22 protein-coding genes and 1 pseudogene are annotated in these 26338 nt (G+C 42.1%); 15 read left to right on the top strand and 8 right to left on the bottom strand.

Annotated elements, in window-relative coordinates; genetic code table 11:
* The first annotated feature begins 203 nt into the window (after positions 1-203).
* The 7 genes from V7K89_RS31185 (at position 204) to V7K89_RS31155 (ending at position 6750) form a co-directional block, all read left to right on the top strand.
* Positions 204-1409 (top strand): glutathione S-transferase family protein, encoded by a 1206-nt coding sequence (locus tag V7K89_RS31185; protein WP_335194277.1) that lies wholly within the window; start codon positions 204-206, stop codon positions 1407-1409.
* A 214-nt stretch (positions 1410-1623) separates the two neighbouring features.
* Entirely contained in the window at positions 1624-2208 is a 585-nt protein-coding gene (locus V7K89_RS31180; protein ID WP_335194275.1) for a hypothetical protein, read from the top strand.
* A gap of 25 nt (positions 2209-2233) precedes the next feature.
* Positions 2234-2392, top strand: a complete 159-nt coding sequence (locus tag V7K89_RS31175; protein ID WP_335194273.1) for a hypothetical protein — start codon at positions 2234-2236, stop codon at positions 2390-2392.
* Positions 2393-2658: 266 nt separating this feature from the next.
* The gene (locus tag V7K89_RS31170) at positions 2659-3600 is read left to right on the top strand and encodes a fatty acid desaturase family protein (protein ID WP_335194271.1); all 942 of its coding nucleotides are present in this window, start codon (positions 2659-2661) and stop codon (positions 3598-3600) included.
* Positions 3597-4613: an alpha/beta fold hydrolase gene (locus tag V7K89_RS31165; protein ID WP_335194269.1), complete on the top strand. Its 1017-nt coding sequence runs from the start codon at positions 3597-3599 to the stop codon at positions 4611-4613. Before V7K89_RS31170 ends, V7K89_RS31165 begins: the two co-directional genes overlap by 4 nt.
* A gap of 55 nt (positions 4614-4668) precedes the next feature.
* Positions 4669-5979 carry a type III glutamate--ammonia ligase gene (gene glnT, locus V7K89_RS31160; protein ID WP_335194267.1) on the top strand — a complete coding sequence of 437 codons (1311 nt, stop codon included), beginning with the start codon at positions 4669-4671 and terminating at the stop codon, positions 5977-5979.
* Positions 5980-6369: 390 nt separating this feature from the next.
* A complete protein-coding gene (locus V7K89_RS31155) occupies positions 6370-6750 on the top strand; it encodes a hypothetical protein (protein ID WP_335194265.1) in 381 nt (126 codons plus the stop codon).
* A gap of 4 nt (positions 6751-6754) precedes the next feature.
* On the opposite strand, the gene V7K89_RS31150 is transcribed toward V7K89_RS31155, so the two are convergent.
* Positions 6755-6955: a hypothetical protein gene (locus V7K89_RS31150; protein ID WP_335194263.1), complete on the bottom strand. Its 201-nt coding sequence runs from the start codon at positions 6953-6955 to the stop codon at positions 6755-6757.
* 81 nt (positions 6956-7036) lie between these two features.
* On the opposite strand from V7K89_RS31150, the pseudogene V7K89_RS31145 reads away from it, so the two are divergent.
* The 4 genes and pseudogenes from V7K89_RS31145 (at position 7037) to bioF (ending at position 10868) form a co-directional block, all read left to right on the top strand.
* Positions 7037-7869: pseudogene (locus V7K89_RS31145) on the top strand (IS630 family transposase).
* 354 nt (positions 7870-8223) lie between these two features.
* Positions 8224-8982: a sucrose-phosphate phosphatase gene (locus V7K89_RS31140; protein WP_335194261.1), complete on the top strand. Its 759-nt coding sequence runs from the start codon at positions 8224-8226 to the stop codon at positions 8980-8982.
* The gene (ruvA, locus tag V7K89_RS31135) at positions 8982-9614 is read left to right on the top strand and encodes a Holliday junction branch migration protein RuvA (protein WP_265269913.1); all 633 of its coding nucleotides are present in this window, start codon (positions 8982-8984) and stop codon (positions 9612-9614) included. Before V7K89_RS31140 ends, ruvA begins: the two co-directional genes overlap by 1 nt.
* Before the next feature lie 90 nt (positions 9615-9704).
* Positions 9705-10868: an 8-amino-7-oxononanoate synthase gene (bioF, locus tag V7K89_RS31130; RefSeq protein ID WP_335194259.1), complete on the top strand. Its 1164-nt coding sequence runs from the start codon at positions 9705-9707 to the stop codon at positions 10866-10868.
* Here the strand turns inward: bioF and V7K89_RS31125 are convergent.
* Positions 10814-11164, bottom strand: a complete 351-nt coding sequence (locus tag V7K89_RS31125; RefSeq protein ID WP_335194257.1) for a transposase — start codon at positions 11162-11164, stop codon at positions 10814-10816. The genes bioF and V7K89_RS31125 overlap by 55 nt on opposite strands.
* The gene (locus tag V7K89_RS31120; RefSeq protein WP_335194255.1) at positions 11148-11345 is read right to left on the bottom strand and encodes a hypothetical protein; all 198 of its coding nucleotides are present in this window, start codon (positions 11343-11345) and stop codon (positions 11148-11150) included. The genes V7K89_RS31125 and V7K89_RS31120 overlap by 17 nt, the downstream gene beginning before the upstream one ends.
* A gap of 221 nt (positions 11346-11566) precedes the next feature.
* On the opposite strand from V7K89_RS31120, the gene V7K89_RS31115 reads away from it, so the two are divergent.
* Positions 11567-16594, top strand: coding sequence for a PAS domain S-box protein (locus tag V7K89_RS31115; RefSeq protein WP_335194253.1), 5028 nt, complete (start codon positions 11567-11569; stop codon positions 16592-16594).
* 749 nt (positions 16595-17343) lie between these two features.
* On the opposite strand, the gene V7K89_RS31110 is transcribed toward V7K89_RS31115, so the two are convergent.
* Together V7K89_RS31110 and V7K89_RS31105 are read right to left on the bottom strand one after the other, a co-directional pair.
* Positions 17344-17919, bottom strand: a complete 576-nt coding sequence (locus V7K89_RS31110; RefSeq protein WP_335194251.1) for a GNAT family N-acetyltransferase — start codon at positions 17917-17919, stop codon at positions 17344-17346.
* 17 nt (positions 17920-17936) lie between these two features.
* Entirely contained in the window at positions 17937-18605 is a 669-nt protein-coding gene (locus V7K89_RS31105) for a DUF1345 domain-containing protein (RefSeq protein WP_335194249.1), read from the bottom strand.
* Between the two features lie 403 nt (positions 18606-19008).
* On the opposite strand from V7K89_RS31105, the gene V7K89_RS31100 reads away from it, so the two are divergent.
* The gene (locus tag V7K89_RS31100) at positions 19009-20157 is read left to right on the top strand and encodes an alanine--glyoxylate aminotransferase family protein (RefSeq protein ID WP_335194247.1); all 1149 of its coding nucleotides are present in this window, start codon (positions 19009-19011) and stop codon (positions 20155-20157) included.
* A gap of 825 nt (positions 20158-20982) precedes the next feature.
* On the opposite strand, the gene V7K89_RS31095 is transcribed toward V7K89_RS31100, so the two are convergent.
* Positions 20983-22410 (bottom strand): hypothetical protein, encoded by a 1428-nt coding sequence (locus V7K89_RS31095; protein WP_335194245.1) that lies wholly within the window; start codon positions 22408-22410, stop codon positions 20983-20985.
* 478 nt (positions 22411-22888) lie between these two features.
* Entirely contained in the window at positions 22889-23155 is a 267-nt protein-coding gene (locus tag V7K89_RS31090) for a hypothetical protein (RefSeq protein ID WP_335194243.1), read from the bottom strand.
* A 482-nt stretch (positions 23156-23637) separates the two neighbouring features.
* On the opposite strand from V7K89_RS31090, the gene V7K89_RS31085 reads away from it, so the two are divergent.
* Positions 23638-24411 carry an MlaE family lipid ABC transporter permease subunit gene (locus V7K89_RS31085; protein ID WP_335194242.1) on the top strand — a complete coding sequence of 258 codons (774 nt, stop codon included), beginning with the start codon at positions 23638-23640 and terminating at the stop codon, positions 24409-24411.
* A gap of 136 nt (positions 24412-24547) precedes the next feature.
* Here V7K89_RS31085 and V7K89_RS31080 read toward each other — a convergent pair whose 3' ends face one another.
* The gene (locus V7K89_RS31080) at positions 24548-24994 is read right to left on the bottom strand and encodes a hypothetical protein (protein WP_335194240.1); all 447 of its coding nucleotides are present in this window, start codon (positions 24992-24994) and stop codon (positions 24548-24550) included.
* Positions 24995-25378: 384 nt separating this feature from the next.
* Here V7K89_RS31080 and cruF point away from each other — a divergent pair, with 384 nt between their 5' ends.
* The gene (gene cruF, locus V7K89_RS31075; protein WP_335194238.1) at positions 25379-26287 is read left to right on the top strand and encodes a gamma-carotene 1'-hydroxylase CruF; all 909 of its coding nucleotides are present in this window, start codon (positions 25379-25381) and stop codon (positions 26285-26287) included.
* The last annotated feature ends 51 nt before the right edge of the window (positions 26288-26338 follow it).

The following is a 26338-nucleotide window of genomic DNA, read 5'->3' as shown; positions in this document are numbered from 1 at the left end:
CTGAAGTTGTATTTGTATTGTTTAACTGCTTCATAACCGCCTCTGTGATTCGTCCATGCCTTTGCAGACTAAACTTTCAGGCTGCTATTTGTCCAATATCTTTTCTTTAGGAGCAAACCTATCAGTTAAATTAAGCCTTGGTGTAATTGAAAATATTGTAAAGTATAGAATTGTCCTAAGTATTGCCCTACGCAACTCCCCCTATGACTACCGCACCCCTAAGCTGGGAAGAACTAGAAACCCTCACGGATTATCAAATAGATACCGTCAATGGTCTTACCAACGCTAGAGCCAGGTTGCGCTTGTTTGGTCAGCCGGAAGCTGATGTGCGGGTAACGTTGTACCGCGATAACCACGCCTGGTGTCCTTACTGTCAAAAAGTTTGGTTATGGCTAGAGGAAAAACAGATCCCCTATCGGATTGAAAAAGTGACAATGTTCTGCTATGGGGAGAAAGAAAGTTGGTACAAACGTAAGGTACCATCAGGAATGCTCCCCGCAATCGAGCTAGATGGACAGATTATTAAGGAAAGCGATGACATTTTGATCGCTTTGGAAAAGGTTTTTGAGCCATTGAGCCAAGGGATGGAAGACCGCACGGTACTGACTCTACGTCAATTAGAACGACTTTTATTTGGAGCCTGGTGCGCTTGGCTGTGCTCTAGAGCAGGTTCGTCTCAACAAGAACAACGCAACCGAGAACAATTTATCGGAGTGGTGGCTAAGGTTGAGTCGGCTCTGGGCCACACCCCAAGCCCTTACTTTCTAGATAAGTTCGGCATCGTCGATGTGATTTTTACGCCATATCTCGAACGGATGAATGCGAGCCTTTACTACTACAAAGGGTACTCCCTGCGTTTGGAAAACCCTCGCTTGAGCGCATGGTTTGCGGCAATGGAAAGCCGACCGACCTACTGCGGTACCCAGAGCGACTTTCACACCCACGTACATGATTTGCCGCCTCAGATGGGGGGCTGTTGGGAAAACGGCGAAACCCAGATGCTTCTCAATAAAGCGCGGGTGGATAACGGTCCCTGGTTCGGGCTACCAGATGTTACTTATCCAGAACCCGAAAACTCCCGCATGGAAGCTCTTCAACGAACTATCAAGCACCGGATTAATATTATCCGAGTTAACCCCAGTGATGATAAATTGTTTGATCAAGCCCTACGTTGTGCTTTAACACACATGATGACTGGTGAAGACTGTGTACCTCCATTAGGATCTGATGTCGCTCTGCGATATTTGCGCGATCGGATTAATGTACCTCGAGATATGTCCATTTACGCAGCCAAGCGATTGAGGGAATCCCTGGAGAAAACCGCAGCCCTTGTGGGTGATGAGCAGCCAGACCCTATTCCCACTAAGCATCGACGAGATCAAGACCCGTTTAACTTTGTCATCAAGTAGGATTACCGCACTCATCCTGGCAGATCACGCGACTCTAATAGTGTACAGTTATCTTGGTATGAACTACCTCTAGCTCAAGCGAAGCTAGCTAGAGGTTTCTACATCCTCTAGTTCATTGACAGCAAAGTTACTTTGAGATTTTTGTCTGTATCAAAGACCTCGGCAGCCGCCCGCCGATTTGAGACGTTATGCAGATGTTGCAAGAGTTATATGTATGGACAAAGATCAACTAAAGCGGGTTTTAACGGAACGGATGGCAATCGGTCCTGGTCAGCCGTGGTTTGAGTCTAAGGTAGACCCTATCGACTGGTTCGTTCCTCCTGACTTCACGTTGAGTCAAATTTTCTTTACACAACAAACCGCTTGGGCGCTTGTGTGCGCGCTGGATGTATATGCGAATCCCTGTTGCCTTTGTACGCCTCGGCTTGCAGCCGAATGGTATCGACGAGGGCGCTGGGTGACGCTTCTAGACATCGACCCGAAGTTTGGCGAATTTGCGGAGTTTTTCCCTTATGATTTGCGGGAGCCGCAGCCGATTAACCGGGAATTTGATGTGATTATTGTTGATCCCCCGTTCTTTATCCCTGAGCCAGTGTCTCAGGCGATCAATGTTCTGACTGGGGATCGGCGACCGGATCTGTTCTTAGTGTTTGCCGTCGAACACGAAGCCAAACTGCTGCGGCTTTTTGCCGAGTATCGACTGCAACCAACAGATTTCAATCTGCGGCATAACAATGTAAAAGCCAGTCACCAGCCTTTATTTCGGTTGTACGGTAGTCAGCCCAATTTGCTCTATTGATCAGAACGAAAATTGACCGACTTAAGTGAAAGTCCTGGCAAGGCGATCGCTCAAACGGAGTGAGCGCCTTAGCGAAACAGAGCCGACTTCAAAAACTAAAGGCGAATGGCACGCAAGTCACAGCCATATAGTAGGCTTTCTTAAGGATGCTCCACGGGCAGAGGTCTATGGCAGGAAGCCCTAACGCGGGACTCTTGGGCAGAGGGGAAAGAACTTGTATAAGCCTCTCCTCTGCTCCCCTGCTCCCCTGCACAAGAGCTCCTCCGCAGCAACGTCAACTGGTGGGTAGTTCTATGGGGCGACGATACGACTTCAACTTCCAACAGCTATGATCAGGGATAGTTTGCACAGCAATACAGTTGAGTTAAAGATTGTTTGTAGAAATTTTATCCACGTAGAGACTAGCAATTGCAAGGTCTTTACATAGGTTATTAGTCAGGCAAATTAATTATGGCTAAATTATTAAATCATCAAGCTGGTCAGCAGCACAACCCCCGTCAGATTCTCAGTGTACAGGAATTAAGTGCTTTAAACGATCGCTCCAACTCTAAAGGGCTAGTTCAACTGGCTTTGCATCTAACTATTATGGGATGCAGTGGTTACCTGTGGGCGACAAATTTGGGCAATTGGTCGCTGGCAATACCAGCACTAGCGATTTATGGTTTTAGTATTGCTTCGATGTTTGCACCTATGCACGAATGCGTTCATAGAACTGCATTTGCTTTTCGTCGTTTAAATGATACTGTTGCTTGGTGTGCAGGTTTGCTCTCATTTTATAACAGCACTTTCTTCCGTTATTATCACAAATGGCATCACCTTTACACTCGCGTTCCCAATAAAGATCCAGAATTAACTGACCCGAAACCAAGCAACTTAGGTAAATACTTATTAATAATTAGCGGTTTACCTTGGTGGTTAGGAAAAATTCGTGGGCATTTTCGGATTGCATTCGGTCAACTTGACGATTGTCCATTTATCCCAGAATCAGCACAAGCTAATGTTATTCGCTCTATTAGATGGCAATTAGCTGTTTATGCAGCTGCGATTGCTGTTTCAATTGCAGTCGGTCAGCCTTGGTTTATACTTTATTGGCTACTACCGTTGATTGTCGGTCAGCCGATTCTACGTTTTATTCTATTAGCGGAACATACAGGTTGCACTCTTGACGCTAATCGGCTGACGAATACGCGGACAACATTAACACTCTGGCCTGTGCAATTTTTCATGTGGAATATGCCATTTCATGCCGAGCATCATTTATATCCATCAATTCCGTTCCACGCGCTGGCTGATGCTCATAAGCAGTTGAGTTTGCACTTTGCTCACATTGAACCAGGTTATATAAAAGTCAATAGGGATATTGTAACTAAATCGGGACAATCAGCAATATGACAAAATCGCCAAGTTTTCTAACGCTAGAAAACTTTAGGCTTGAGTGTGGTGCAGTTCTATCCGAAGCGAGGTTAGTGTATCAAACTTACGGCGAACTCGCAAGCGATCGCACTAATGCCATTCTCTACCCAACTTCTTACGGAGCGCAACATTGCGACATTGACTGGTTGATTCGTACTGATAGTATTCTCGACCCCAGCCGTTGGTTTATTATCATTCCCAATATGTTTGGTAATGGACTTTCGAGTTCGCCCAGCAACTGCCAAGATTGTGGTCTTAGCGAACAAGGCTTTTGGTTTAGCCATGTAGATAATGTTCGCGCCCAAGAGCAATTGTTACGAGAAGTATTTGGGATTGAACATCTGGCACTAATTTACGGCTGGTCAATGGGCGCACAGCAAGCATATCACTGGGGAGTATTATATAGCGATCGCGTCACTCGAATTGCAGCGCTGTGCGGTACAGCTCGTACCACCGATCATAATCGAATTTTTTTGCAAAGTCTGCGAACAGCGCTGACAGCTGACCCTACTTGGAATGGTAGCAGATTTGAAGCCCCTCCAGAGCGGGGATATAGAGCTTTTGCACGGATTTATGCTAGTTGGGCTGCTTCTCAAACATTTTATCGCCAGGGGATTTACTACAGGCTGGGCTATACATCTTTAGAAGACTACTTACTACGTGCTTGGGAATCTAACTACAGAAAGCGTGACCCACATAATCTGCTGGCAATGATTGATACTTGGCTACACTGCGATGTTAGCGATAACTCCATCTACCAAGGCGATTATAAAAAGGCTATGGGTGCAATTAAAGCTAAAACGCTGGTAATGCCATCCACAACAGATTTATACTTTACTCCGGAAGATTGTGCTGCGGAAGCTGCACTGATTACTGAAGCTAAATATTTACCAATCCCTTCTGTTTGGGGTCATAGAGCAGGTAATCCCTACCAAAATCCTACTGATGAAGACTTCATCCGAGTTGGAATACAGAACTTGCTGGAAGAATAACGAAATATAGCTTTGGTATGGTTCGATTTGGAATTTTTAATTGGAGCAAAGCAACTTGACTAACTCACTTTCTGAAATTGCCCGCCAAAAGAATATCCGTTATTTTTTAATTTCATTCACGGATTTGTTTGGGGTACAACGAGCAAAACTTGTGCCTGCTGCAAGCATTGATAGCATGGCAGCTAATGGTGCAGGATTTGCGGGATTTGCGGCTTGGCTAGATATGACTCCAGCAGACCCAGATATTTTAGCGATACCTGACCCGACTAGTCTATTTCAATTACCTTGGGAGACTGAAGTTGCCTGGATGCCTGCGGATCTCTACACTATGAATGGACAACCCATAGAACAAACCCCCAGACTTGTATTAAAGCGCGTCCTCAAACAAGCCCTTGAGTTGGGCTATAGCGTTTGCACAGGAGTAGAATGTGAGTTTTTTCTGCTTTCACCAGATGGTAATAGTATATCTGATTTGCGCGATCGCCAAAGCAAACCCTGCTACGATCAACAAGCCCTGATGCGCCGCTATGAAGTAATTCGCGAAATCTGCGATGCCATGTTGACATTTGGTTGGGGTGCTTACCAAAACGACCATGAAGACGCAAACGGTCAGTTTGAGATGAATTGGATGTATGCCGATGCCCTGATCACCGCAGACCGTCATGCTTTCTTTAAATATATGGTCAAAACAATTGCCGAAAAGCACGGGTTGCGTGCTACCTTCATGCCCAAGCCTTTTCCCCATTTGACTGGTAACGGCTGCCACACTCATCTATCTATTTGGGATGCAGCAGGTAAAGTAAATCTCTTTCACCAAGAGCAAGGAGAACTGGGACTCTCGCCTTTAGCTTACCAGTTCATTGCAGGCGTGTTACATTCTGCCGAGGCGGTGTGTGCTTTTTCCAATCCCACTATTAATTCCTATAAGCGAATTAACGCACCCGTGACTACTTCCGGAGCAACTTGGGCCCCTAGCACCATTACCTACAGTGGCAATAACCGCACTCATGCTATCCGCATTCCTGATGCTGGGCGCTTTGAGTTTCGTCTTGCTGACGGTGCAGCTAATCCCTACCTACTACCAGCTGCACTCATCGCCGCCGGACTGGATGGAATTGTCCAAAAGCGCAATCCTGAGCCACGTTATGACAATAATAGCTATACAGATCCGCTTCCCCTTAGTCAGGTCAAACAGCTGCCGACAAATTTATTAGATGCATTACGCTGCTTAAAAACAGACACAGTTCTACCCCAAAGCCTTGGAGAACGATTAACAGCAGCTTATTTAAAATTGAAGCACCAACAATGGAATGAATACAGTACCTACATCACTCCTTGGGAACTGGAAAATACGTTAGATTGCTAACTATAGAGATTTAATTGAAAGCGATATGCACCAAGCGCAAGTAGATTATGGAAGATTTAGCCTTCAGCTACAAGCTCAATGTTTTTCTGCTCTTGCGGTGTATAATTGTTTCTTATCTCTCCCATGCTTACACCTGACTTGGATTTCTAGAATGATGTAATAAACTGTACAGATATTAGCACTTATACACTCCAACCAACCGCGCTTGCTCAATCACATGGTCAGCGATCGCCTTCTAAAAATATCGATGAAGTCGGTTGAGAAGTCGCTCTAAATGCATATTTATATTCAGTCATCAGAGATAACTCATTTTAGTAGTACATAGGTATTATAGGGAGAGGAATATATTTAAATCTGTCTCGACAATTGAAGTAAAGGAACCGACAGCAAATGGCAATTGAAGAACTACGAAAAAACGACATGATGGCACACCTGCTTGATTCTCTTGATGCAGGTCAAGATATTGGTCATTACGGAAGGTTAGTATTTGCAATGGTGGCGCGTCATTTTTTAAGTGAATCTGAATTAATTGATTATCTTCAAAAAGACAAAGACTTCAGCTCTGAACAAGCGCGTTCAATGTATCTACAAGTGCAGGGTAAAGATTATAATCCCCCTCGACGAGAACGCGTTCTTCAATGGCAATCACAGCAAGATTTTATCATTTGCCCTAATGCCGATGACCCAGATGCTTGTAATGTCTACAAAGACTTACAGTTCCCTGAAGAAACTTATGAGCATATTTCTGAATACCACGAGCAAAAAGCTTGATACATTACCCCATCCACTCCACCCATTGGGGCGCATCTGTCATCAGTTGAGCAAATTTGCCTGGGTAAACGTCCTCGAACTCCAGTATTACGCCCCACCTTTCATCAATTGTGAGGGTACTAAGTAATTCTTTGACTGATTCAACAGAGTGTTCTACCTTTTCAATTAGGGCTTGCTGAATAAACCGAAAACCAAGATAAATCAAAAGTTTCAGGTCACAAAAGGTGAATAAGGTGGAAGGAAAAAGGGTAAAATAAGTAAAAACCTTAATGCGATTGATGGTGGAATGGGAAAAACTCAAGTAAGTCGTATCTTTGCTATTAGTCGCAATCCGATAGACCTCTGGTTAAAGAAGAGAGAAGAAACAGGAGGTTATCAGGCAAAAATAGGATATCAGCGAGGATATAATCCGAAAATCTCTGATTTAGAACAATTTCAGCAGTTTGCTCTCTTAAATGTCAGCAAAACTCAAGCAGAAATGGCACAAGCTTGGCCAGAAGAGATTAGCGATGCCTTCGGCGAGCTACGCTAACGCACAATAGGGAAAGCCTTAAAAAAAATTGGTTATACCCGAAAAAAAACTTACGGTTATCGAGAAAGGGATGAAGATAAAAGACAGGAATTTCGCATCAAAATTAGCCAAAAAGAAGCCTCACAACTAGTATACATTGATGAACCCCGAATAGATAATCGGGAAGATTATGCTTATGGATGGAATCCTAAGGGAAAAAGATTTCATGATTTCAAATCAGGTAAAAGAAACATTAGAGTTAGTATTATGAGTGGTTTATGTCAAGGAAAGTTAGTTACTCCATTGACGTTTGAAGGTTCAAGGAACATCGTTTAGTTTTTGAAAAATGGCTTGAAGAAAAACTCCTACCTCAACTTCAGTCAGCACAGACAATTATTTTAGATAATGCCACTTTCCACAAATCTGAAAAAATTCGGGAATTAATTGAATCAGTTGGCTGTGAAATCGAGTATTTGCCACCCTACTCTCCTGAGCTTAACGATATTGAGTATTATTGGTTTCCTATTAAAAATCGAGTTAGAAAATCAGAAGATACTATCGAAGATTTTCGAGAGAGAGTTGATACAGCTGTTCGTTTAGTGTCCTAATCTATACTTCGATTGCTATAATTTGTGTTTTTCTTTTGCAAGATAAAGTGACAACTTTATCTTGCAAAAGAACACTGTAAATGCAATAAATATAAAGAAAATACAACCAAGAGAAAAACAATTTATTAACTTACAAAAATCTGAAAGCATTAAAGCTTTAGCTCTCAATTTGTTTTAAATAATTTTTTGCTTCCTGGCTACGGATAAAAATGCCTATAATCTTTTACTGATAATAATTTTAACTATCTTTAATCTCGAATTGAATATCTGACATATTTTGTTTTTAGCAAACAAACCTCTTGCAAAAGTCCCTTCACGCGGTAGAATAACGAAATTTTGCAAGAGGTCTTAATCATGAAACCATTTCTTTTTGTAACCGATTTAGATGACACCCTCGTGTATCGCACCGTCGGTGATGACAGCGCTTTACCAGAACTAAATCAATTGCTGGAGAGACATCGCCAAGAATACGGTACTAAAATCGTTTATTCTACTGGGCGATCGCCTGTACTTTACAAAGAGCTACAAGCTAAAAAAAATCTTTTGCAACCGGATGCCCTCGTCCTATCTGTGGGTACAGAAATTTACCTTGATGGTACTGATACTCCAGACTCAGATTGGTCAGAAATCCTCTCTCCAGGATGGGAACGGGAAACTGTATTATCTATTACGAGAAAATATCCTGAGTTAATTCGGCAACCAGATTCAGAACAGCGTTCCTTCAAAGTGAGTTGTTTCCTAGAACAAGAAGTATCTGCGAATGTTTTACCACAACTTGAAGCAGAGTTACAAAAATCTAAATTAAATGTAAAGTTAATCTACAGTAGCGGTATTGACCTTGACATTGTACCCCATAGCAGCGATAAAGGTCAGGCAATGCAGTTTTTACGCCAGAAGTGGAAATTTGCAGCAGAACAAACAGTTGTCTGTGGTGATTCAGGTAATGATATTGCTTTATTTGCTGTAGGCAACGAACGGGGAATCATTGTGGGGAATGCCCGCAAAGAGTTACTCCAATGGCACAATGAGTATCCCGCAGACTATCACTACCTGGCTTCATGTTTTTGTGCAGGTGGAATTATCGAAGGCTTAAATTATTTTGGTCTCTTGTAATGATTAGTTATTTAAAAGGTATAGTCGCTGGTATCCAAACAATTGGCGCTAATCGCGTAATTTTGACTCTGGAAGTAAATGGCTTGGGGTATGATTTGCAAGTTCCTCAACGGCTAGCAAACCAGTTACCAGAGTCAGGAGGAGTGGCGCAAATTTTTACCCATTTCCAAATTCGCGAAGAAGTGCCCTTTCTATATGGCTTTGCTTCCCCAGCCGAACGTGATTTATTTCGCCACTTGCTGACTGTCACAGGTATTGGTGCAGCCTTAGCGATCGCACTCTTAGACACTCTGGAACTACCAGATTTAGTCCAAGCAATTATCGCTGGCAATACGCAAATCCTAATTCAGGCTCCAGGTGTCGGTAAGAAAATCGCCGAACGCATCTGTTTGGAACTGAAAAGCAAATTAGTCGAGTGGCGCAAATCAGCCGGGTTCTTCGTCGCCACAGGCGGTCCAGCACCGGGAATTCTCGAAGAAGTGCAAATGACCCTCTTCGCCTTGGGATATACTGCCCATGAGGTCAGTCACGCCCTGCATGTAGTCAGCGAAGACATCGGACTACCCAAAGATGCCTATGTCGAAGATTGGATAAAACAAGCGATCGCTCATCTCAGCAGCGAACAAGTTTAATAGTCATTAGTTATTAGTCATTTGTCATTTGTCATTTGTCATTGGTTATTCTCCCCCTACCTCCCCTGTGCTCCACTCCCCACTCCCCCTATGCCCACTGACCCTTATGCTTGGCTAGAACAGTCCTTAGCAACAATTCATCGGGCAGACTGGTATCGCTCAGTACAACCTATCAATGGTCGTCCGGGTGCAACGGTGGTTTTAGCTGGGCAAGAGGTAATTAATTTTGCCAGCAATGACTATTTGGGATTGGCTGGAGATGAGCGTTTGATGGCAGCGGCGATCGCAGCCGTCGCCGAATTTGGAACTGGTAGTACTGGTTCGAGATTACTCAGTGGGCATCGAGAATTACATAGAGAATTAGAGGAGGCGATCGCATCTACCAAACAAACAGAAGATGCCTTGGTATTTAGTTCCGGGTATTTAGCCAATTTGGGTGCAATTACCGCTCTTGTGGGCAAGCGCGATTTAATATTCTCTGATCAGTACAATCATTCCAGTCTGAAAAATGGAGCGATTCTTAGCGGTGCAGCAGTTGTGGAATACCCACACTGTGATATGGCAGTATTAAAAACTCAGTTGAACCAGCAACGGCAAAATTACCGACGCTGTTTGATTCTTACTGATAGCGTCTTCAGCATGGATGGCGATTTATGTCCGTTGCCTGCACTGTTGGATCTCGCTGATGAATTTAGCTGTATGCTGCTAGTCGATGAAGCTCATGCCACTGGGGTGCTAGGAAAAACTGGCGCTGGATGTGTCGAACATTTTGGGTGCACAGGAAAGCAATTAATTCAAGTTGGCACCTTGAGTAAAGCTTTAGGTAGTTTAGGCGGATATGTAGCAGGAAGTAGCGCCCTAATTGACTTTTTGCGGAACCGCGCACCTAGTTGGATTTATACCACTGGGCTTTCACCTGCTGATACAGCCGCAGCCTTAGCAGCGATCAAGATCGTGCAACAAGAACCGCAACATCGTGCCCAATTGTGGGAAAATATACATTACTTGAAAACTTTGCTGCAACAGTTACCTAACCTGAAATTACTGCCTTCTGAATCATCGATATTATGTTTTCAATTGCCTAATACTACAGATGCCCTCAAAGCTGGAAAACAGCTAACAGATGCTGGCATTTTTGCCCCAGCAATTCGTCCCCCCACAGTGCCCACAAGTCGAATCAGAATATCCGTGATGGCAACTCATGAAGTAGCACATCTTGAAAAATTGGTAGCAGTACTAAAGGATGTTAGCTGAAATTCAATTAAATTATAATCTGGACTATAAGGTGGTAGAAATTCCAGGATAATATTTGGCATTTCTATCTTGATATCAGCTAAAATATCTTTTCCTTTTTGGAAGCTGGCATTATCTAGTATAATCACTATTTTCGCCAAACGTTTATTGAAAGTATCAATTGGATTTTCTTGCTCTATCCATTCTTGCAATAGAAAATTATTCAAAGATTTAAGCTGCTCATAAAATACTTCTGTATTTCCTTTTTTAATTACAAAGTTTATTTTATTCTTGTCGTGATTACGTAACCCTCCCATGATATTTACCGGAGGCAGAGCGTCTTTGGCTTTGCTCTGTGATTTGTTTTCTTGTACCTTTCTTACCCCAATTTTTTCTTATCACTCTTAAACTAAATCCACTTTCGTCCCAAAACCATACCTGTAAAAGTTCTGGGGTATCTTTAGTTATTCTTAGATATTCTGATAAATTAGCTGGCATTTGTATTTAGTATTTTAAATTAGCAAAATAGTGTCATTTATCTTGATGGTTCGAGCTAAATTTTTACTTTACATATCAGATAACTAACAAATTAACCTCTGGCAAAAGAGGCTTTTAGAACTCAGCAAACATCTATCTGTAGATAAGTTACTAAAATTTACAAACTAGCTTAGGGTATGTACAGCCTCTGCAATGAGTATTGGTTTTTCCAAGAACTTTTCATGCCCCATATTCATTATTCTCAGTTATTGCGTTATGGCATCGTTGTATTAATTGTCGCACTTGCACTAGTGCTAATGTTAATGCTAGACCCCTGGTTAAGCATGAATGGAACTCTTTTCCTGGTGTTTTTTAGCGCCGTTGTGGTGAGTGCTTGGTATGGTGGTTTGAAATCAGGGCTATTAGCAACTTCTTTGTCTGCGTTACTGAGCGATTACTTCTTTCTCCCTCCAGCTTATGAGCTGAGTTTTGACTTATCTAATTCTGTGCAACTTGGGTCATTTGCATTACAAGGACTCCTCTTTAGTATCTTATGTGATGCATTAAAAACTGTTAAAAGACAGGCGGATGGAAATCTCCAAAAGCTGAGAGTTAGTGAAGAAAGATTTCGATTAGCCTTAAGTAGTTCAGATGTCGTGGTCTTTCAGCAGGATCGCGATTTGCGATATCAGTGGATTCATAATCCTCAAGGTTTAGACACTGCTGAAGAAATGTTAGGTAAGTCTGATGATGAATTATTTCCCGCCTCAGTAGCAGAGCAATTGCAAGCAATTAAGCTAAAAGTAATAGAGACTGATGTTGCAACCCGCCAAGAAGTTTATTTGACAATTGGTGGAGAAAATCGTTACTACGATTTGCTAGTTGAACCGTTAAGGGATGCAGACAATAGCATTTTAGGTATCACCTGTGCAGGTGTGAATATTACTGAACGCAAGCAGGCAGAACTAGAAAAAGCCAGGTTGCACGAAGAACTTCAGCAAGCTATTCAGCAAAAAGACGAATCTCTGGCTTTACTCAATGCTTGGCTTACTAGTTCACCAGTGGCGCTGGCTTTTGTCGATCTTGAACTTCGCTACATTTATGCCAATGAAGCGCTAGCTGCTATTAATGGTGTACCGCAAACTCAACATATTGGTCGCACCTTTAGGGAAGTACTACCAGAATGGGCAGCGCAAGTTGAGCCGATTTTTGAGCAAGTGATGAAAAGTAGGCAGCCCTTACTCAACCAAGAAGTGAGCGGTGAAACCCATCCGCCTGGGGTATATCGTTATGGTCTTGTCAGCTATTATCCAGTGTGTTTGCCGAATGGACAGTTGTTGGGAGTGGGCATTAGTTCAATTGATATCACTCAATTGAAACAAACTGAACAAGCATTACGGGAAAGTAAAGCCAAGTTTCGCAGCATAGTTGAGTCCAATATGATTGGTATTGGCTTCTGGGATAAAGACGGCAGGATTACAGACGCTAACGATGCCTTGCTGAATATGGTCGGTTATACCCGTGAAGAATTACTTGTCGGCACACTTCGTTGGCAAGACCTAACTCCTACAGAGTACGTGCCACTCGATAAGCAAGCAATAACTCAATTTCAAGACAGTTTCTTTTGCACACCATATCAAAAAGAATATATCCGTAAAGATGGCTCACGCTTGCATGTTTTGGCAGGTGGTAGCCATTTTGAAGGGACTGTAGATCGAGGAGCTTTTTTTGTGCTCGATATTACAGAGCGCAAACAAGCTGAGGAAAGACTCCGCTATATCGCCCAAATTAGCAGTTTACTTTCTACTTCGCTAGATTATGAACAAACCTTACAACAAATCGCTAAAATTTCAGTTCCCCAGCTTGCTGATTGGTGTAGCGTCGATATTTTAAATGAAGATGGTTCTATTCGCCGCCTACCCATTGCCCATACAGACCCATCAAAAGCAGAGTTGGCGCGTAAACTTCAGGAGTATGTGACAAGTGCAATTAGTAGAGTACTGCAAACCGGGCAAAGCGAATTAATCTCAGAGGTATCTGATTCGCTATTAGTAGCAAGTACTCAGAATCAGGAACACTTAGAACTTATTCGGCAATTGGGGATGAAGTCTGTGATGATTGTGCCGTTAATCGCAAAAGGGCGAGCACTCGGCACTATCAGCTTTGTCACTACAGAATCAAACCGTCGCTACGATCGCACTGACCTAACTTTAGCAACAGATATTACCCATCGTGCTGCCTTAGCAGTAGAAAATGCCCAACTTTATCGAGACATTCACCAGGCTTTAGTCCATTATGCCGCATCTCTATCTCTCCTAGATGCGCTGCTAGAGGCGGCTCCTGTTGCCGTCTGCTTTTTAGATCGAGAACTGCGATATATCCGAATTAATCAAGTTTTCGCTGACATTAACGGTTTAGCTATAGAAGAACATTTAGGACACAAATTTAAGGAAGTGTTGCCAGCGATGGCGGCTGAGTTAGAGCCACACTTACAGCGCGTGTTAGAGACTGGAGAACCCGTGCTAAATATGGAAATCAGCGGTGAGACAAGGGGACAAGCAAGACGTTACGGTTACTGGCTGGGCAACTATTACCCAGTTAATAACGCAATGGGTGAAACGGTAGGAATTGGAATTATTTTGGCAGAGGTGACAGCAGCAAAGCAAACAGAAGTTGCTTTGCGAGAAAGCGAAGAAAGGTTTCGGGCAATGTTCAATCAAGCAGCTGTTGGTATTACTCTAGTAGGGTTAGATGGGCGATTTCTGCAAGTTAATCCTGCCCTATGCGAAATTACTGGGTATAGCTATAAAGAGTTAATTCAAATGAACTTTCAGGAAATCACCCACCCTGACGACTTAGAAGTTGATTGGGAAAATGCTCGGCGAGTTTTAGCAAAAGAAATTAGTGGTTATTCTCTAGAGAAGCGCTACATTCGCAAAGATGGTTCTATAATTTGGGTAAACCTAACTTCATCAGCAGTTTGGGATGCTAACGGACAACCAATGTATGCATTAGGGATTATTGAGGATATTAGCCATCGCAAACGAGTTGAAGCCACACAAAACTTTTTAGTCGAAGCCAGCACCTTACTAGCTGCCTCATTAGATTATGAAATCACCTTGGGAAATGTGGCAAATCTAGCAGTTCCAACTTTAGCCGATTTGTGCATTGTAGATGTCTTCCAAGAAGACTGGTCAAGTAAACAAATTGCGATCGCAATTGCCGATCCCGCAAAACTAAATATTTTAGACGAAATCCGACGACGTTATCCACCTAAAACCAAAGCTAAACAGCTTGTACAGCAGCTACGGCTGGGAATATCTGTCTTTTATCCTGAATTATCTGACTCTAATCTTGTAGAGATGTCTGAAGACAACGAACATCTGCAATTGCTGCAAAGTCTGGGTATTCGTTCTTTGATGGTGATTCCAGTTCGTTCCCGCGGGCAATTATTTGGAGCAATCTCTTTTTTTACCGCCGAGTCAGGTCGGCAGTACCGACAAACAGACTTGGCTTTAGCAGAAGATATTGCTCGGCGGGCGGCGACAGCTATCGACAACTCCAGACTTTACCAGGAAACTCAACGGTCTGTCAATCGCACGATACTTTTACAAAAAATAACTGCTGCCCTTTCGGAAGCCCTAACTCCCCAACAGGTGGCTGATGTGGTGGTGAACCAAGGCATTGCCGCCTTGGAAGCTACTGGTGGTTCCGTTGTCTTACTTACTGAAGGAAATACTACTCTAAAAGTTGTGCAAGCAATTGGCTATCCACAAACGCTCACAAATACTTGGGCAAGTTTTCCGATCACAGCACCTAACCAAATAGCAGAAACAGTCAGAACTGGGCAGCCGATTTTTTTAGAAAATTTAGCAGCCATGATTGCTAAATATCCCAACTTAGCAAATGTTGTGACTGTTATGGCGAATAATGCTTGGGCTTCCATTCCCTTGATAGTAGAAGGTAAAGTAATTGGCGCACTGGGATTAAGCTTTACTACTGGACAAATATTTAATCAAGAAGACCGGGGATTTATGTTGACACTGGGACAACAGTGTGCCCAAGCGATCGCCCGCGCTCAACTTTATGAAGCCGAAAAGATTGCCAGGGCAGAAGCCGAGACAGCCAACCGCATTAAAGATGAATTTCTTGCTGTTCTTTCCCACGAACTCCGAACTCCCTTAAATCCAATTTTAGGGTGGGCAAAGTTACTCAGAACCCGCAAGTTCAACGAAGCCACTAGAATCCAGGCACTGGAAACAATCGAGCGGAATGCGAAGTTACAAACCCAATTGATTGGAGATTTACTTGATGTTTCGCGGATTTTGCAAGGTAAGGTCAGATTAAATCTCCATGCAGTTGATTTGAAAATAGCGATCGCAGCGGCATTAGAAACAGTGCGTTTAGCAGCAGAAGCTAAATCGATTCAAATTCAAACGGTGTTAAATAATGATATCGGCAAAGTTCTCGGCGATAGCGATCGCTTGCAACAAGTGATGTGGAATCTCCTCTCCAATGCCGTTAAATTCACACCTACAGACGGGCTTGTAGAAGTGCGTCTAGAGCAAGTTGGTTTAGATGCCCAAATCCAGGTAATTGATACAGGTAAAGGAATTAACCCAGAATTTTTGCCTTACGTCTTTGATTACTTCCGGCAAGCAGATGCTAAAACAACCAGAGTATTTGGCGGACTGGGATTGGGACTGGCAATTGTGCGCCATTTAGTAGAACTTCACGGTGGCACAGTTCAGGCAGAGAGTTTGGGAGAAGAACAAGGGGCTACCTTCACAGTCAAACTACCTTTGCTCAAAAATTCTGAGTTGCGAGTTAGCAGTAGTGAGGCTTCTCAACCAGAACTCAATACCGAGGAAACATTACTTGCTGGAGTGGAAATCCTGCTCGTGGACGATCAAGCTGATGTGCGAGAGTTTTTTAGCTTTGCGCTGGAACAATATGGCGCGACGGTAACGGCAGTTGAATCAGCAGATGAAGCGCTGCAAACATTAGTGCAGTCAAAGCCAGATATCCTCTTAAGCGATATTGGAATGCCCTTGATGGATGGGTATATGTTGCTGGGCGAGGTAAGAAAATTACCGCCAGAGCAAGGCGGACAAATTCCGGCGATCGCTTTAACTGCTTATGCTGGAGAAATTAACTACAACCAAGCAATGGCAGCAGGATTTCAAAAACATCTACCTAAACCCGTCGATCCAGTGGATTTAGCCGCAGCGATCGTTAGTCTCATTGGGCACACTTCACCTTCAGAGTAAATAAACTCTTCAATTCCTCTTCTTTCCTTTAGAAATTAAATATGTATTTTTATATCAAAACAGAATAAAGGTGTCAGTCACCAGAATAAAAAATTGAATTGGAGTGTGACTGGCGGATGAATAACTGGGTTTAAGAAAAGAGCTAAATCTTTTCTTTTAGAGAGGCTGCGCGAACGATTTAGCGGTCTACAATCAGTGGCAGATCTAGCCCTTTCAAGGTGACCAACGAAGATACCTTATTTCAGCGCTACCATCTTGAATCCTCTGCTCAGATTTTGGGCTTTTTTGAAGGTTGAAATCACCAATCTTCGTTCCAAATTTCATCACCTTGAAAGGGCTGGTGGCAGATCTGAATCCCCTACTGATAGCGAAGCGTTAGCAAGTCCGCGAGCGTCTTGATTCTGACCGGAGGCGGAGCGTCTCCGGCTCTGCTCCTGAATTCTGACTTCTGAATTCTTCTTCATTTTTCTTCAGAAATTTGCCGTTTGCAACTTGATGTTATAAATTGGTGCTCAGGTTTTAATCAAAGATTTATTTACCAATGAAAACCCAACAGTTTAATTCAACAACCCTAGGAAATAGACCTACCAAGACAAAAAAACAGTCTTTTCCTGGTGGGAGTATTGGTACTCCTAAAGTACCATTTCGTAAATCCCATAAAGTAGTACAACAGCATGAGTTACTTAGTGACTGGGAACACGCGAGTTAATTGAGTAACCTATCAGATATTAACTGAGGAACTATGTAAATTAAAAAGGTGATGATTTCTTTGGCTCGATTGCCATGAGCCAACAATCTGAGTATTCTCCTTCATGCAGTTCATGTGCCGGCAATAGCTTTACTTTCACAAAACCACATTTCTCATAGCAGCGAATAGCACGAGAATTGTCAACGTGCGGATCTATAACAATTTTATGAGTTTGACATTGTTCAAAAAGATAGTTGATAAATACTGACAGCATTTTTGTACCAATTCCCTTGTTCCAATAGTCGGTTTCGCCGATGAATAAGTCAATCGCATAGACAAAATCGGTTTGGTCGAGATGATACAATTGTCTATCAGTTTCCGATAATTCGTTGAGCATACAATACTGTAAATAACCAATGGGAATATTTTGATAGTAGAAGAGGCACGGAACAACTGGTTCATCTCCCTTAACCATCGGTTTGTACGTTTCTATAATTCTTTTTAAGGGAAAAGGATTATCTCTTCCTTCATAGAATTCTAAAACTTTTGCATTAGTTAACCATTTTGCCATCAGATCATAATCATACATTTCATCTTGCATGAAACGAATAGCTATTTCACCGTTTTGAATCAGCATATCTTGTGTATATATTTTTAAATCAGCGATGCAATGATATTAATACTCATAGCTAAAATGGTGGTATTGAAAAAGAAGGATAATATGCCATGTAACAGAGTCAAGCGTCTCATATCAGGTGATGTTGTCTGCACATCTGAAACTTGACTGGTCATGCCGACTACAAATGAATAATATAAAAATTCCCAGTAATCTGGATAGTTGTTATGAGGAAAATCTAAACCTCCGGTGATTTCTTCACTATGATTACGATTAATATATTTGTAATAGCTGTGTGCATATTGCACTGCAAACATCGTATGCACTAGTAACCAGGAACCGACAATAGTCATAATTGAAAGTATGACATGTAGGGTAAGCAGAATTCTTGATAACTCTTTTTTATCAGTTAATAAAAACCCAATGGCTAAAACACTGGCACAAGCCGCAGCAATCACCAGCATTAATATAGCCAAATGTCCTTCATATTCATTCTCAGCATAACGGCGAATTTTTTCTGGGTTAGCCTTAATCATTTTCCACCACGTTATAGCTAAGAAAAAGTCCATCCCAGAGTTCCAAGCGCAGAGAGTACGAGTTGGAAAGTGCAGCCAAGGCGGCATGATTACTAAAACTAATACAGCAAGTCCGACAGCAATCATCAGTCGGGGTCGGGAGTCAAAGTTTTTAAATAAATTAAGTCTCACAAATTTTGCGATCGCAGAGTTTAACTAATTCGTAATTCATAATTTTCGGTGAAACACCACATGCTCAATAAAGCTTACAGGCTATATTACACCTATATCAAGTCACTTCAAACTAGGCGATACTCAAATTAACTCAGACAATCAAATCGTTGTAATCTTGAACCTGCCGCCATTTGCCAAATCCTCAAAGCCAAAAGCGTTATTCCCTAACAATCCCGGCGTTGCATATTTGCGGGATGATTTAGCAACGCCCAAAAATTTCCCCCTGCTTACCTCAATTCATGCCACTATTCTGCAATACTCTATTCCCGAATTTCCTGTTCTCTCCCTACACAAGTAAGTTCAGGAATCAAATCGGATTCCTATATGATCCGGTAAGTATCGTCGAAATGAAGAGAGATTTATGACGCAAACAATTTCAATTAACGACTCCGGGCGCTTGCAACTCACGCCGCTAGAAATTCCATCCCGTCTGCTGTTGGGGCCAGGGCCATCTAATGCCCATCCGACAGTTCTCCAAGCGATGAATACTTCACCCGTTGGGCATCTTGACCCAGCTTTTCTCGCACTCATGGATGAAATTCAGTCGTTGCTACGCTACGTATGGCAAACAGAAAACTCACTTACCATTGCAGTCAGCGGTACGGGAACAGCCGCAATGGAAGCAACCATCGCCAATGCTGTAGAACCCGGTGATGTAGTTTTAATTGGTGTAGCTGGTTATTTTGGTAATCGCCTCGTAGATATGGCTGGCCGTTATGGCGCTGATGTGCGAATCATTACCAAACCTTGGGGACAAGTTTTCAACTTGGATGAACTCCAAACTGCCTTAAAAACTCATCGTCCAGCTATCTTAGCTCTAGTTCATGCCGAAACTTCCACCGGCGCACGTCAACCGTTGGAAGGGGTCGCTGATTTGTGTCGTGAATTTGGCACTTTGTTACTACTGGATACGGTGACAAGTTTGGGTGGTGTCCCCTTGTTTTTAGATGCTTGGGGAGTTGACCTAGCTTATAGTTGTAGCCAAAAAGGGTTAGGTTGCCCGCCTGGTGCTTCTCCCTTTACTATGAGTGCACGTGCAGTTGAGAAATTGCAACAGCGGCAAACGAAAGTTGCAAACTGGTATTTAGATATGTTGTTGCTAGGCAAGTATTGGGGCGCTGAACGTATCTATCACCACACAGCACCGATTAATTTATACTATGCATTGCGGGAAGCACTACGTTTGCTTGCAGAAGAGGGATTAGTAAATTCCTGGCAGCGGCATCAAAAGAACGTAGAATATCTCTGGGAAGGTTTAGAGAATTTAGGACTGAGTATGCACGTTGAGCAAGAGTATAGACTGCCAACGCTTACCACTGTCCGCATTCCAAGCGGGGTAGATGGTAAAGCGATCGCTCGGCAGTTACTCAACGAACATAATATTGAAATTGGCGGTGGTCTTGGCGAACTTGCTGGTAAAGTTTGGCGCGTGGGATTGATGGGCTTTAATAGTCGAAAGGAAAGTGTTGACCAACTTTTAGCAGCACTACGGCAGGTTTTGCCTAAGTAGCTTTTACGCAATCAGGTGCGTTAACAGTAGTGTAACGCACCTAATACAAAAGACGTAGGCATAGCTCCCTATAGGCATCACTCTAACATTGTTTAAGAATTAAAGAAAAGTTGATACTTTACACTTACTCTTTTTACTAATCCCAACAATTAAAGAAAGAGCAAATTAATTTTTGTAGGTCAATACAATCGCATTGTTAGTTGAAACAATCGCATTGTCAGGCGAAACAATCGCATTGTTAGTCAAAACAATCGCATTGTCAGGCGAAACAATCGCATTGTCAGCCGTTGCATTAACTAATGTAGTATTGTTTTTGGATAATATTTATGATTTCCATAGTCATTGCACTCTATCCCTTAATTCCTTCCCTTTAGCAAGGGGAGGGGAGAAAGCATAGCTTTGGCGGGAGTGGCGTTCTAGTGGTTCAATAATATTTGTTGAGTATTCCTCACTAGCTTCACTGCGAGAAAAAACCAACAACCAGCAGAGGCAAGAGTATTAAGACAGATACAATCAAAACGAGGGTTGCCGGATCGACTTTAATCTGGTTCTTCTCTGGATCGCGCATTTGGCACTCTCTCGAACAATAAATATATTACCTAAGCCTAAATGATGGTTACTTTTTTTTCCAAGCCCAATGAGGTTTAAAAGTGTAAACTTGTTTAGCCCATCAGCTTATTTCTTCCAAGGCAATTTAGTCCCCATTTCAGTTAAAGCTGAGAAGATAAGATAGAGAATGAGTAACCCAGCAGCCGCAAAGAAAGCGAGTAAATCGTTATCCATAAATGCTATTTGCTGAAACTTCGCTAATCATAGCGAAATCATCTAATCTTTAGCATTTTTTTGAGTCTGCAATCTTTGATCTTCTGAGTGCAAACTGTACCAGCCATACCAGTGACGAACTGCTAGCCAAACTGCTGAAAGCAAACCCGCTAAACTAAGAGTTAGTCCGCTAAACGGTATTAATAATCCAAAAATCGGTAGCACTGCTCCAGCAATAGTGGCGACGATCGCAGCCAGGGAAGCACTGCGGCTAGCTCCCAATCCCCATGTTAAAATTAGTAAAATGAGCGAAATTAAAGTCCAAGCCAACTGAGCATTGATAACGCGAGCTAGATAGGTCAAAGTCAACAGACAAGCAAAGAAAATACTACCAGCGATCGCAATATTTCTGAAATTCATTGGCAGCGACAAATATAACAACAGTATCCACCACAAAAATATTGCTGGTGCTAGTAACAAAAGCCGAGGAATGATACCAGTATGACGAATAGGGTCGGTGTTAGTAAACACTCCAAATGGATTTTTCACTGAAACATTATCGTCAAATTTCCAAGTAAACTGAGTACTATGTCCATCAACTTTAATCTCATTTGGTACAACACCACTAGCAAAATCAACCGGGGCAAAGTTGGCAATTGCTGTGAGGCGAAAATTAGAAAGTAACTGTCCTGTTGCGCTATAAACCCAGCGAGGCCCGCCTTGAGCCTGATAGGTAACTCGAAAGGTGGTTTCTTCGCCTGGTTGCAGCTGGAAGGGAAAGCCATAGTCTCCCGGATTGGTTTGTTGTAGCCTAGTACCGTTACGCTCTACTTTGTAGCCAGCAAGTAGTGTGTAGCCATTAGGTGGCGGTGCTTCAAAGAAAAAATTATTAATATCCTTGAGTTGGTTAACTACTTTATAATCAGCAGTGTATTCGACGCGATAAATTGAACTGCGACCTGGAACATCTACACTTTGGTCTAGCTTGACTTGAATTTGCGAACCACCCAGCGTTAAGAAGCGGCTAACCTTTCGCGTATCATTGACTTTGACTATTTTGCCATTAGCTTGCGTAGTATAAAAATATGGCTCTTGGGTAGTGTAACGGACTTGCGGAGCAGATTGTTCGAGCTTTTCACCTGCAACACTTTGGGCCACTTGAGTCACCCTTGTTTGTTCCCAGTAATGATAGCGATTGCTCAAAGTTGAACAGAGAAAAAATCCTGGTACTAGCAGAACTAATACTAGAGTTAAATGCTGTAATCCCCGCAACAGTTGGGAATAACCAACAGCCCATTCGTTAATGAATATAAATTGTTCGGGAGCAATGCGACGCAGAGAAAAACTTACCAGTGCGATCGCAACTCCCAAAGCTACGACCAAAAATACTAATAACAGTGAAGCTTTGAGCGCTTGGGTTCCAAATTGGACAAGCTCAATTGGATGCGTCAAATCGGGTAATCCGGGAATACCTTGAGCAGAAGACGACATTGGTTGATTTTTGCAGAATTTGGAGAACCAGACCAATAAAAACTCTTAAAAGTTTCTGGACAATAGTTTAAAGAAGTGCTGCGTTGGCGTAGCTAGCCGTAGGCATCGCTCTGTCCCTGACTTGCTCGACTGTAACTTGGTATAAACACCAAAAACCCGGTCTTCATGACCGGGTTTTTGAGGGAAAACAATGGGGATATATTCCCCGAAGGTTAGTTATAGAGGTTCAGTATAATATCGATGTTCTAATATTTACTACCACGCCATTGTTACCCATTCCGGAAAATTAGCTAAGAATTTTTGACTAGTCTTCTTTGATCTCCTAAAATACGGCAACCTACTGGTAGCATCAGCGTGTAGGATTGATAAATATTAATTTTCCGGCTTTTGCTGATGAACAATGCATTTGGTAGCTGGCAAGAATGGCTAACAGTATTTGCCTATCTATGTTTCACCGTCTTCATTATCTGGTGCGTGTTTACCGCCGAGAAGAATTAAAAAAGCTGCATATTATCTCACCAGGGCCTTTTTGCTCAAAGGGCAAAATAGTCCCAGCTTGTTGAACCTTGACTCGTTCGCGACAATTGTAAACCTCTGTAGGTCTTTTTATTCCATCTACGCTAACGGTTGCTCTGTATTCCCAATAATTTTTGGCACTTCGACTGATACTGAGAATGCAAATCTGGTGGCGTAGCCCGTCGTAGAAATCGTAATTGCGGCATAAAGATGCAAAAGCCGGATACATTATGGGTATAAATAATATCAAAAATAATATAAATATTACGTGTTTAATCCTGCTTATAAAAAACTGCTTAACATTATTTGGAAACATTATTAAATTTTTAAACCCTTTGAGTTGAGTCAATTTCTTTTCCTAGTTTGACAGACCAGAGATTGCAACTCTCTAGCACACAAATTACCAGAGCAACAGCAAAAAAGCTCACAATGCTTTTTGTGCTATTTTCAGCTAAAGTTTACTAAGCTAAATTGAATAATGTCCAAACACCTCCTCTACTTTGAGGGTAAACATCTAGTGCATCTGTTCATCTACCATACCCTAATACCAATTCGTAATATCCTGTGGGAAGCCGCACTTAGTGCGTCTATTTGATTGAGAAAGTTAGATTATATCTGGCTGGGTTCCCACCATTTGTATCTGTAGTCTTATTTTGGAGAATTGACATAACAACAAATGTGCAAAAAAAGCCAGTCGTAAGGACGATAAAATTGCAACCAAAAACAAATTTTGAGCAATCTGGGATTACACGCTGTTTTGCAGCAATACTGCTCTTTGGTCAAGTGTGGCTACATTTACTCCAAGGGAAAACGTACTATCGTAAGATTTTGCAACATCTTGTTACCGCTGGGCCAGATTCTATCTCTCCAGTTCTCCTTGTCAGCGGTTTTGCAGGAATGATTTTTACTATTCAGATAACGAGGGAATTAGCCCGATTTGGGGCTGTCAATGCTGTAGGAGGTGCTTTTGCCTTAGCTTTTTGTAGAGAATTGGCTCCAATTTTGACCGCTAGTATTATAGCAGGACAAGTAGGTTCTGCCTTTGCAGCAGAAATAGGTGCAATGCGAGTCACCGAGCAAATTGATGCACTTTATATGCTCAAAACCGATCCAATTGATTATCTAGTACTTCCTAGAGTAATTGCTTGTTGTTTGATGGTGCCTTTGATGACGATTTTGGCTTTAGTTACAGGCATCATCGGCGGAGTTTTTGCCGCATCAAAGTTCTACCAAATTATTCCCGAAACATTTTTAGAATCAGTCAGAAATTTTTTAGAACCGTCAGATTTATTTATTATTTTGCTAAAAGGGTTTATTTTTGGAGTACTGGTTGCTGTCATTGGCTGTAGTTGGGGTTTAACTACTAGAGGGGGAGCAAAGGAAGTAGGAGAATCGGCAACAAAAGCAGTTGTTACTAGTTGGGTATCCATTTTCATCATGGATTTTTTCCTCTCTCTACTGCTGTTCTATCAGCCTGCGTTTTGAACCCAAATAAATATTAAATAAGATTCCTAACTTCTTAAAAAAGTTGGGAATCTGAGCCAAAAAGGAATTTCTGGGTAAGCAATACTGGTTATGAAGTCTTAGCACAGGCATCACTAGCTTTTTCGGATATACTCGATCACGTTAGCGGAATTTGGGAATATATGAACTTGTAGATTAGTGCACCCAAAGCTAAACCTCCCAATGAAAAGATAGAGGCAATTGAAAAAGCTAGGCCTTCTTTAAGACCCGCTCTTTGAAAGTCTATCCTGACTAATATAGTCGCTGAAATGATCAGCAAAGTATCAAGAAATACCCCAAACCAGGTAATCATGATAAAAAACAAGAAAGCTGCTAAGACGGCAATCCCGAAAGACCTGGTATTTGATTGAAGAAAAATACTGTAGTAATATGTCATCTTTGGCCAAGGAGCGGTCAAAGTTACGATTAAAAGTAAGATAGCAACTACAGTTGCCACCCACACAAACATAGAAGCATGTGTTTCAGATATTACCCAGCCCAAAGTACTGTAACTCAGTAGTACTAGCGCCAGGGACACCCAGGGAACTCTTTTCAAAATTGACATGGGTTTATATTTCTAGTACAGAGTTAAGGTCTTATCGCATAAATTAAGTGTAGTAACTCAAGACTTTATTTTGCTTGAGGATTTGCTCAGTTTATGATGATTGTCCTTATAAAGGATATCCCAGTATCAAAGGGGTTTTTAGGATACGGGTATCAGTGAGACAACAAACTAGAAGTTTTTACAGATAAAATTATGTAGATTTAGAATATATAGCCTAAACTAGTAAGTTTAGCATCATATTTTTATAGCTTCAATCAATAGACTTTTATGCTATTCACAAGAAAGCCAAACAAGTTTGTCGAAAATTGCGGTACAAAGTAGTTAAAGATTTGTAAACTATTAGCAGCCGAGTAGCCGCGTGTCACATCTTGTTAAGGAATTATCATGAGACAACTTATTATTGCTGAACGCGTATGCCTCATTGGTCATATCGCGTCAAAAGCCTTTGGACTGGTAGGGATGCTACTGGTAGTACCTAATCCCGAAATAATTTTAAACTTATCGCAGGTAGGAGAAACTGCCATACAGTTAAGTATGGCTGGTGGCGGTGTAGTTGATATCATCTTAGGGACAATAGCTGTCTCTATTTATGCCTACCGGACATTGGGATTAGGAACTTGGCTAGCATTTATACTACCAGCTATGTTTATCTCTTTGGGAAGTGAACTACTGGGAACTAGTACAGGATTTCCATTTGGTGATTATAGCTACTTGAGTGGCTTGGGTTATAAGATTGGGGGGCTAGTTCCTTTTACAATTCCTTTATCTTGGTTTTATGTTGGGCTGTCGTCTTACTTAATTGCAAGAACTGGTTTGAAAGTGGCTCAAAAACCCAGTTTGGGTCGTCATATTGCTGCGATAGCTGTTGGTGCTTTGCTTTTCACTTGCTGGGACTTTGCCCTTGAACCAGCTATGAGTCAAACTTCTCTGCCCTTCTGGTATTGGGAACAACCAGGAGCTTTCTTTGGAACACCTTACCAGAACTATGTAGGTTGGTTTGGTACTAGCGCCCTGTTTATGAGTGTGGCAGGATTATTGTGGAGAAATACCTCGATTAAATTAGAGCGATCGCAACTCAATCTGCCCTTAGTCGTTTATTTAACTAACTTTGCCTTCGCTGCCGGACTTAGCTTGGCTGCTGGATTTTCTATTCCTGTATTACTCGGCTTATTGCTAGGTGTGATTCCGGCTGTGGCGCTGTGGTCAAGGAGTTCAACCACACCTGCTCAAGTTACTGTTGAACCAGTAACCAAAGAAGTATCAGTAGCAAAGGTTGAAGTTGCCTTGAAATAAGTTTAGAAATTAGTGAGTGAGGAGTAGGGAGTGGGGAGTGGAGGAAGAATA

The organism is Nostoc sp., from assembly GCF_036917515.1.
In the GTDB taxonomy this organism is placed as follows: Bacteria; Cyanobacteriota; Cyanobacteriia; order Cyanobacteriales; family Nostocaceae; genus Nostoc.
Note: the sequence above shows the minus strand (reverse complement) of the source record. Positions and strands in the feature narration are given on the sequence as shown.

Bases quoted from the DNA above. Each gene is read 5' to 3' on its own strand.
- V7K89_RS31185 (WP_335194277.1), top strand. From the start codon at position 204: ATGACTACCGCACCCCTAAGCTGGGAAGAACTAGAAACCCTCACGGAT.
- V7K89_RS31180 (WP_335194275.1), top strand. From the start codon at position 1,624: ATGGACAAAGATCAACTAAAGCGGGTTTTAACGGAACGGATGGCAATC.
- V7K89_RS31170 (WP_335194271.1), top strand. From the start codon at position 2,659: ATGGCTAAATTATTAAATCATCAAGCTGGTCAGCAGCACAACCCCCGT.
- V7K89_RS31165 (WP_335194269.1), top strand. From the start codon at position 3,597: ATGACAAAATCGCCAAGTTTTCTAACGCTAGAAAACTTTAGGCTTGAG.
- V7K89_RS31155 (WP_335194265.1), top strand. From the start codon at position 6,370: ATGGCAATTGAAGAACTACGAAAAAACGACATGATGGCACACCTGCTT.
- V7K89_RS31140 (WP_335194261.1), top strand. From the start codon at position 8,224: ATGAAACCATTTCTTTTTGTAACCGATTTAGATGACACCCTCGTGTAT.
- ruvA (WP_265269913.1), top strand. From the start codon at position 8,982: ATGATTAGTTATTTAAAAGGTATAGTCGCTGGTATCCAAACAATTGGC.
- bioF (WP_335194259.1), top strand. From the start codon at position 9,705: ATGCCCACTGACCCTTATGCTTGGCTAGAACAGTCCTTAGCAACAATT.
- V7K89_RS31125 (WP_335194257.1), bottom strand. From the start codon at position 11,164: ATGGGAGGGTTACGTAATCACGACAAGAATAAAATAAACTTTGTAATT.
- V7K89_RS31120 (WP_335194255.1), bottom strand. From the start codon at position 11,345: ATGCCAGCTAATTTATCAGAATATCTAAGAATAACTAAAGATACCCCA.
- V7K89_RS31115 (WP_335194253.1), top strand. From the start codon at position 11,567: ATGCCCCATATTCATTATTCTCAGTTATTGCGTTATGGCATCGTTGTA.
- V7K89_RS31110 (WP_335194251.1), bottom strand. From the start codon at position 17,919: ATGCTGATTCAAAACGGTGAAATAGCTATTCGTTTCATGCAAGATGAA.
- V7K89_RS31100 (WP_335194247.1), top strand. From the start codon at position 19,009: ATGACGCAAACAATTTCAATTAACGACTCCGGGCGCTTGCAACTCACG.
- V7K89_RS31095 (WP_335194245.1), bottom strand. From the start codon at position 22,410: ATGTCGTCTTCTGCTCAAGGTATTCCCGGATTACCCGATTTGACGCAT.
- V7K89_RS31090 (WP_335194243.1), bottom strand. From the start codon at position 23,155: ATGTATCCGGCTTTTGCATCTTTATGCCGCAATTACGATTTCTACGAC.
- V7K89_RS31080 (WP_335194240.1), bottom strand. From the start codon at position 24,994: ATGTCAATTTTGAAAAGAGTTCCCTGGGTGTCCCTGGCGCTAGTACTA.
- cruF (WP_335194238.1), top strand. From the start codon at position 25,379: ATGAGACAACTTATTATTGCTGAACGCGTATGCCTCATTGGTCATATC.